The sequence below is a fragment of the Paenibacillus glycinis genome (genome assembly GCF_009909185.1).
Taxonomy (GTDB): Bacteria; Bacillota; Bacilli; order Paenibacillales; family Paenibacillaceae; genus Paenibacillus_Z; species Paenibacillus_Z glycinis.
In genome coordinates, this window is the sequence record NZ_JAAAMV010000012.1 from 300,967 (window position 1) to 306,998 (window position 6,032).

Annotated in this window: 2 protein-coding genes and 10 tRNA genes; all 12 read right to left on the bottom strand. The window is 51.4% G+C overall.

Features of this window, described 5'->3' with window-relative positions; translation table 11 throughout:
* Window positions 1–574: 574 nt before the first annotated feature.
* The 12 genes from ppc to GT019_RS16950 all read right to left on the bottom strand — a co-directional run bounded on the left by ppc (window position 575) and on the right by GT019_RS16950 (window position 5,953).
* Window positions 575–3,364, bottom strand: coding sequence for a phosphoenolpyruvate carboxylase (gene ppc, locus GT019_RS16895; RefSeq protein ID WP_407945085.1), 2,790 nt, complete (start codon window positions 3,362–3,364; stop codon window positions 575–577).
* A 348-nt stretch (window positions 3,365–3,712) separates the two neighbouring features.
* Window positions 3,713–3,786: transfer RNA gene (locus tag GT019_RS16900), tRNA-Gly, on the bottom strand.
* Between the two features lie 6 nt (window positions 3,787–3,792).
* A tRNA-Pro gene (locus tag GT019_RS16905) sits at window positions 3,793–3,869 on the bottom strand.
* A gap of 27 nt (window positions 3,870–3,896) precedes the next feature.
* Window positions 3,897–3,973, bottom strand: a tRNA-Arg gene (locus GT019_RS16910).
* A gap of 3 nt (window positions 3,974–3,976) precedes the next feature.
* Window positions 3,977–4,051, bottom strand: a tRNA-Gly gene (locus GT019_RS16915).
* Between the two features lie 157 nt (window positions 4,052–4,208).
* A complete protein-coding gene (locus tag GT019_RS16920; RefSeq protein WP_161744376.1) occupies window positions 4,209–5,045 on the bottom strand; it encodes an ABC transporter ATP-binding protein in 837 nt (278 codons plus the stop codon).
* Window positions 5,046–5,418: 373 nt separating this feature from the next.
* Window positions 5,419–5,498: transfer RNA gene (locus GT019_RS16925), tRNA-Leu, on the bottom strand.
* A gap of 32 nt (window positions 5,499–5,530) precedes the next feature.
* Window positions 5,531–5,606, bottom strand: a tRNA-Lys gene (locus tag GT019_RS16930).
* Window positions 5,607–5,612: 6 nt separating this feature from the next.
* A tRNA-Gln gene (locus GT019_RS16935) sits at window positions 5,613–5,688 on the bottom strand.
* A gap of 9 nt (window positions 5,689–5,697) precedes the next feature.
* Window positions 5,698–5,773 (bottom strand) — tRNA-Val (locus tag GT019_RS16940).
* A 13-nt stretch (window positions 5,774–5,786) separates the two neighbouring features.
* Window positions 5,787–5,861: transfer RNA gene (locus GT019_RS16945), tRNA-Glu, on the bottom strand.
* A 16-nt stretch (window positions 5,862–5,877) separates the two neighbouring features.
* Window positions 5,878–5,953: transfer RNA gene (locus GT019_RS16950), tRNA-Thr, on the bottom strand.
* Window positions 5,954–6,032: the final 79 nt, after the last annotated feature.

Consider the following 6,032-nt stretch of genomic DNA (forward strand, 5'->3'; position numbering starts at 1 on the left):
ATAGGCAATGAAAGGGAGTCAGAAATGGGATGGATCAGATGAAAATTCCAGCTATGCCCTTCCGGGCGCGTCGCTAACAAGAACATACGTCTCCTCTGCCACCGATGCATGACTTTTGTATTTATCGTCAGTGAAATCGGCGTTAATCCGTTCAGTTCGGAGAATTAAACCTGTGCCGACCCGGCAGGCATTTCAAATGGCTCTAAGCGATGCTTCCATACGCGCATTCATTATCGCTATTCTTGCTTTCGGATGCATGGGCGCTTCCATTCCAGAAAGCAATTCTCGTTGCTGCCCACATCCACAACATCTCCAACTTCTATCCACAGCTTCATCCACATTTCCCCCACAATTACTGAATAACCTGTGGATAACCACGCTTGCCCAACAAAAAAAGCCGATCCTTTAGAATGTTATACATCCCAAGGATCGGCTTTGCGGTTATGAACATGTGAACAGAAGCAATTCAGTTTGCGTAGCATGCTGCATTCCTCTCCTCGCGAAGGTGAACGCAAATCAATCGTATTCGAACAAATGTTGCGCGCCTAGCGCACGCGCAAACTGATTGTTCTGATCAACCCGTGTTTCTAAGACCCGCCGCGATTCCGTTGATCGTGAGCAGCACCTCGCGCAGCAGCTCGAGATCATCGTCCTCGCCTTTCGCACGGCTGTCGCGCAGTTCTTTCAACAGCTGCACCTGCATGTAGCTGAGCGGATCCACGTAGGGATTACGCAAACGGATCGATTCTTGGATAACCGGCACGTTATCCAGAATATCCGCCTGTCCCGTAATTTGCAGGATCGTCGAAGATGTCCGCACGTACTCCTCTTCGATTTGCGTAAAGATGCGGTCGCGAATCGTTTGATCCGCAATCATGCCCGCGTATTCCTTCGCGATTTGAAGATCGGCTTTCGCCAACGCCATTTGCAGGTTATCGATTAACGACGTGAAGAACGGGAATTTCTCGTACATGGCGCGGAGCGTATCCAGCCGTTTCTCGTCATCTTGAATGTAGCCCTGCAGCGCGGTACCGGCGGCATACCAAGCCGGCAGCAGGTAACGGCTCTGCGTCCATGCGAATACCCATGGAATCGCGCGCAAATCCTCGAACCGATCGCTTCCTTTGCGTTTTGCCGGACGCGAACCGATATTCAGCTCGCCGACCTCGGGGAGCGGCGTCGATTCCTTGAAGAACGTCATGAAATCCGGATCGCGGAAAATCAGATCCTGATACTTCGTCAATGCCGTCTCCGAGATACCGCGGGAAATGTCTTCCCACTCGACCGTCGCCGTCTCTTCCTGTTCCGGATATTTCGCCAAACGCGATGCCGTCACAAGCGCCCAAGTCGCCTGCTCCAAGCTGCGGTACGCGATGCCCTTCAAGGAGTAACGGGAAGACAATACTTCGCCTTGCTCCGTAATCTTGATACCACCGCCGACCGTATGCGGCGGTTGGGCCAGAATGCTTCGGTTCAGCGGCATTCCGCCCCGTCCAAGTGCGCCTCCGCGGCCATGGAAGAACTTCAACTTGACGTCGAATTTCTTCGCCGCGCTCGTAATTGCGTTCAGCGCTACGCGCAGCTCCCAGTTTGCCGTCACCACGCCGCCGTCCTTGTTGGAGTCCGAATACCCGAGCATGATCTCGTGCAAGTTGCCGCGTGCCTCGACGGCCTGACGATAGACCGGCAGCGTAAACAGCTTTTCCATGATGCCTGGTGCTTCATGCAGGTCGTCGATCGTTTCGAAGAGCGGCACGGCTTGCAGCGTGCAAGTAATGTTGCCGTTCGAATCCTTGCGGAACAAGCCGACTTCTTTGGCGAACACCATGACTTCGAGCATGTCACTTGCACCCTGCGTCATGCTGATCAGATAGCTGGAAATGCAATTCAAGCCGAATTCGGCCTGCGCGCGGTAAATCGTATGATAGACGTCCAAACACTCGCGCGTGCCCTCGGAATAGGCAAAATGCGGCGAAGTAAGCGGACGCGGATCGTTCAATAACGTATGCAGCAATTCGATCTTCTCGTCTTCGGACAAGGACGCGTAATCCGCCACGATGTTCATGTTGGCCAGAACTTCCGCCATCGCGTTCTCATGTTCTTTGCTGTGCTGACGAACGTCAAGCGCAGCCAGATGGAACCCGAACAGCTCGACTTGGCGGATCAGCTTGCGAATGTGCGTGTCGGCCACATAGTCCGCGAAATGATGCCTCAGGCTGCGGTCGATGATGAGCAAATCCTCTTTCAGCTCGTCGGCGCTGTTGTAACGCTTCGGGGAACCTTTCAAGGACTCGTCCAGCGCATTGGCCAGTTTCTCCAACATATAGCCGAGCTTGATGCGGTATGGCTCTTTCTCGTTGCGCCACAGCTCGATACAGCGGAGCGCGACGACCTGCTCTTTATCCTTCTTGATGGACTCGGCCAGCTCGTCCGAAATCTCGATAATGTTCGTGCTGAAGCTCAGCTGATCCATGACTGCTTTTAGAAGCTCTTCATACTTCTCCAAAGCGAGCCCGCGCTGCAGCTTTAACGTTTCCCAGGTTACCTTCGCCGTTACCGACGGATTACCGTCGCGATCGCCGCCGATCCACGAGCCAAAACGAAGATAGGTCGGAACATGCCAGTGCTCGTCGGACGGATAGTACTTGTCCAAGCAGCGTTCCAGCTCTTCATATACGTTCGGAAGAACTTCGAACAGCGTCTCGTCGAAGTAGTACATGCCGTTACGCACTTCGTCAATGACGGTCGGCTTGCGGTCGCGAAGCTCATCCGTCTGCCACAAAGTCAACACTTCGTTCAGCAGCTTCTCGCGTAATTTCTCGCGTTCGCGATACGTTAGCGTCGGATCGTCCAGCTCCATCATTTCCGCGGCGATGCGTTGGTGGATGTCAAGAACCGCACGGCGCGTAGCTTCCGTAGGATGCGCGGTCATTACCAGCTCCAAGGAGATATCCGCAATGATTTCTTTCACATTGTCTACGGCGATGCCCCGGTCCTTCAGCACTTGAATCGCGCTTTCGATGGATCCCGGCTGCACTTGCTCGCCTGTCGAACGCTCGTAATCGCGTTTACGGCGGATGCGGTGATTTTGTTCGGCAATGTTCACGAGTTGAAAATAAATCGCAAACGCGCGAATCACCTGATGACGGGTTGCGGGAGTCAACGCATCGATGACATGCTTAAACTCCTCGTCCAGCTCCGGCAAAAACTCCGCGCGCAGCGTTTTGCTCATTTCACGAATTTTCTCGACCGTCTCCAGCAGCTCATGGCCGCCTTGATGAACGAGCACATCCCCTAGAATGTTACCCAGGAAACGAACATCGCGTCGCAGCAAGTTGTTCGCTTGGGGTCGGTTTGTAGTCATTGTTGTACCAGCCTGTTCCGACATTCCTAATCCTCCTTAAGGTTTGCAGTGCGAAACCACATCCTAAGCTTCGCCGACGGTCAGCAATGCAAAACCACTGCAAAAGCATAATCTTCGGCTTTTTACGCAAGACACTGCCTAGAATGCATATATTGACGGCTTATTCTTGGGTTTTGCCTGCAGCAATCCTCGTCATAAGCCAAATTAACCAGTTACAACGGTTTTTAACTCTAATCATCATACTACAAATCAATTTACGGTTGAAGCTTTTTCATAAGCGACAGGAAAGCATGTCTTTATTAGGTAAAATAAAAAAGCCTTGGAAACCCAAGGCTTGAATTCTTCATATGGAGCGGGTGATGGGAATCGAACCCACGCTATTAGCTTGGAAGGCTAAAGTTCTACCATTGAACTACACCCGCAGATGATGGTCGGGACGACACGATTTGAACATGCGACCCCCTGGTCCCAAACCAGGTGCTCTACCAAGCTGAGCTACGTCCCGAAGTATGTATGATCTGCAATTAAGAAATGGCGCGCCCTGAGAGATTCGAACTCCCGGCCTTTTGATTCGTAGTCAAACGCTCTATCCAGCTGAGCTAAGGGCGCATATGGAGCGGAAGACGGGAATCGAACCCGCGACCCTCGCCTTGGCAAGGCGATGCTCTACCGCTGAGCCACTTCCGCATTTCACTGTCACTCGCTTTTTCTCAAGCGCGACAAGTAATAATATATCATGGACATAAGCAGAATGCAACCCTTTCTTAGCGAAATTATAAACTTTTTTTTCGTGAAGCATTCTGCATATGTAAATCCTTATTTCACGGCCAGCCGGCAGGTCCGTTTAGCTCACTTTTACCGGTTCCAGAACGCGGTTTTCATACACCTCCGGCTTATCGCCAGCTAACGCGAAAGGGAAGCAAAGCGGTACTCCGGTCCGAGGATCCGGAATGATATCCGTCTCGATGCCGAATACCTCTCGAAGCACTTCCTTCGTCATGACGGCCTCCGGCGTGCCAACGCTTACGACTTCCCCTTTCTTAATGGCAACCATATGCTGCGCATATCGGGAGGCGTGATTCAAATCGTGGACCACCATAATGATCGTTCTGCCTGCCGTTGCGTTCAGTTGATGAAGCAGTTCAAGCACCTCAAGCTGATGCGCCATGTCCAGATACGTCGTAGGCTCGTCAAGGAACAGGAGATCGGTTTGCTGCGCGAGTGCCATTGCGATCCAAGCACGCTGCCGCTGGCCCCCCGAGAGGCGGTCTATAGGCCGATCTTTGAATTCAATCAAACCCGTGCGCTCGACAGCCCAATTGATAATGGAGCGATCTTCTTTATTCAAGGAACCAAAACCGCTCTGATAAGGGAATCTACCGTACGAGACCAGTTCCGCGACCGTCAATCCATCCGGAGCCGTCGGATTCTGCGGCAGAATCGCCAATTGCTTCGCGACTTCCTTGGTCGATTGCTTATGAATCGATTTTCCGTCCAGCATGACTGTGCCGGCAGATGGCGACATGAGTCTTGCCATCGTTTTCAAAATCGTCGATTTACCGGAGCCGTTCGCTCCAACTAAAGCCGTTATTTTCTCTTTGGGAATCGTTATATTCAAATCCTCCACGATCAATCGTTCTTCGTAGCCGATATTCAAGTTCCTCGTATGCATTGCATTCATGCCATCCACCCCTTGCAGCTGTTTGCAGCATTTATTGATAACCGTTCTCATAATAGTTCCATGTATAATGATAACCATTCTCACTGAATGCGTCAAGCAATCCACAGCTTAACCTGCAGAAATTCTTCATTCCTGTGCACAAGCATTCACAATGTGAACTACGCTGGACATAACCCGCGGTCTAATTCAATGAGCAAATCGATCTATCCAATGTTTGAACAACGATTTTGAAAATTCTTATCTTCCAACACAATTCAACGAGTCCCTGTGGGTAATAAAATGCAACAAGCACAAGACCTTGGCGATTTCGATTCGCATTTATCCACAAAGTTATACACAAAAAGACCCTTCGCTAAAAGGGTCTTTTATCTGATGCGCGTAGAGGGACTTGAACCCCCACGGTCGCCCGCCAGATCCTAAGTCTGGTGCGTCTGCCAATTCCGCCATACGCGCAAATTATGTAGTTCCATTTTCGAAATTGAAAATGGTGAGCCATGTAGGACTCGAACCTACGACACCCTGATTAAAAGTCAGGTGCTCTACCAACTGAGCTAATGGCTCATAAAATGGCTGGGGATCTAGGATTCGAACCTAGGGAATGACGGAGTCAAAGTCCGTTGCCTTACCGCTTGGCTAATCCCCATTATTAAGATGGTGGAGGCTGAGGGGATCGAACCCCCGACCCTCTGCTTGTAAGGCAGATGCTCTCCCAGCTGAGCTAAGCCTCCGAAGTGAGAGAGTTGGTGACCCGTAGGGGACTCGAACCCCTGTTACCTCCGTGAAAGGGAGGTGTCTTAACCACTTGACCAACGGGCCTTGTACAAAAAATAACTGGAGCTCTCAACCGGGATCGAACCGGTGACCTCATCCTTACCATGGATGCACTCTACCTACTGAGCTATGAGAGCGTAAATGGCTCCCCGAACAGGACTCGAACCTGTGACAACTCGATTAACAGTCGAGTGCTCTACCAACTGAGCTATCAGG

Coding starts and splice junctions, on each gene's coding strand:
- ppc (WP_407945085.1), bottom strand. CDS start 3,364: ATGACTACAAACCGACCCCAAGCGAACAACTTGCTGCGACGCGATGTT.
- GT019_RS16920 (WP_161744376.1), bottom strand. CDS start 5,045: ATGAATGCAATGCATACGAGGAACTTGAATATCGGCTACGAAGAACGA.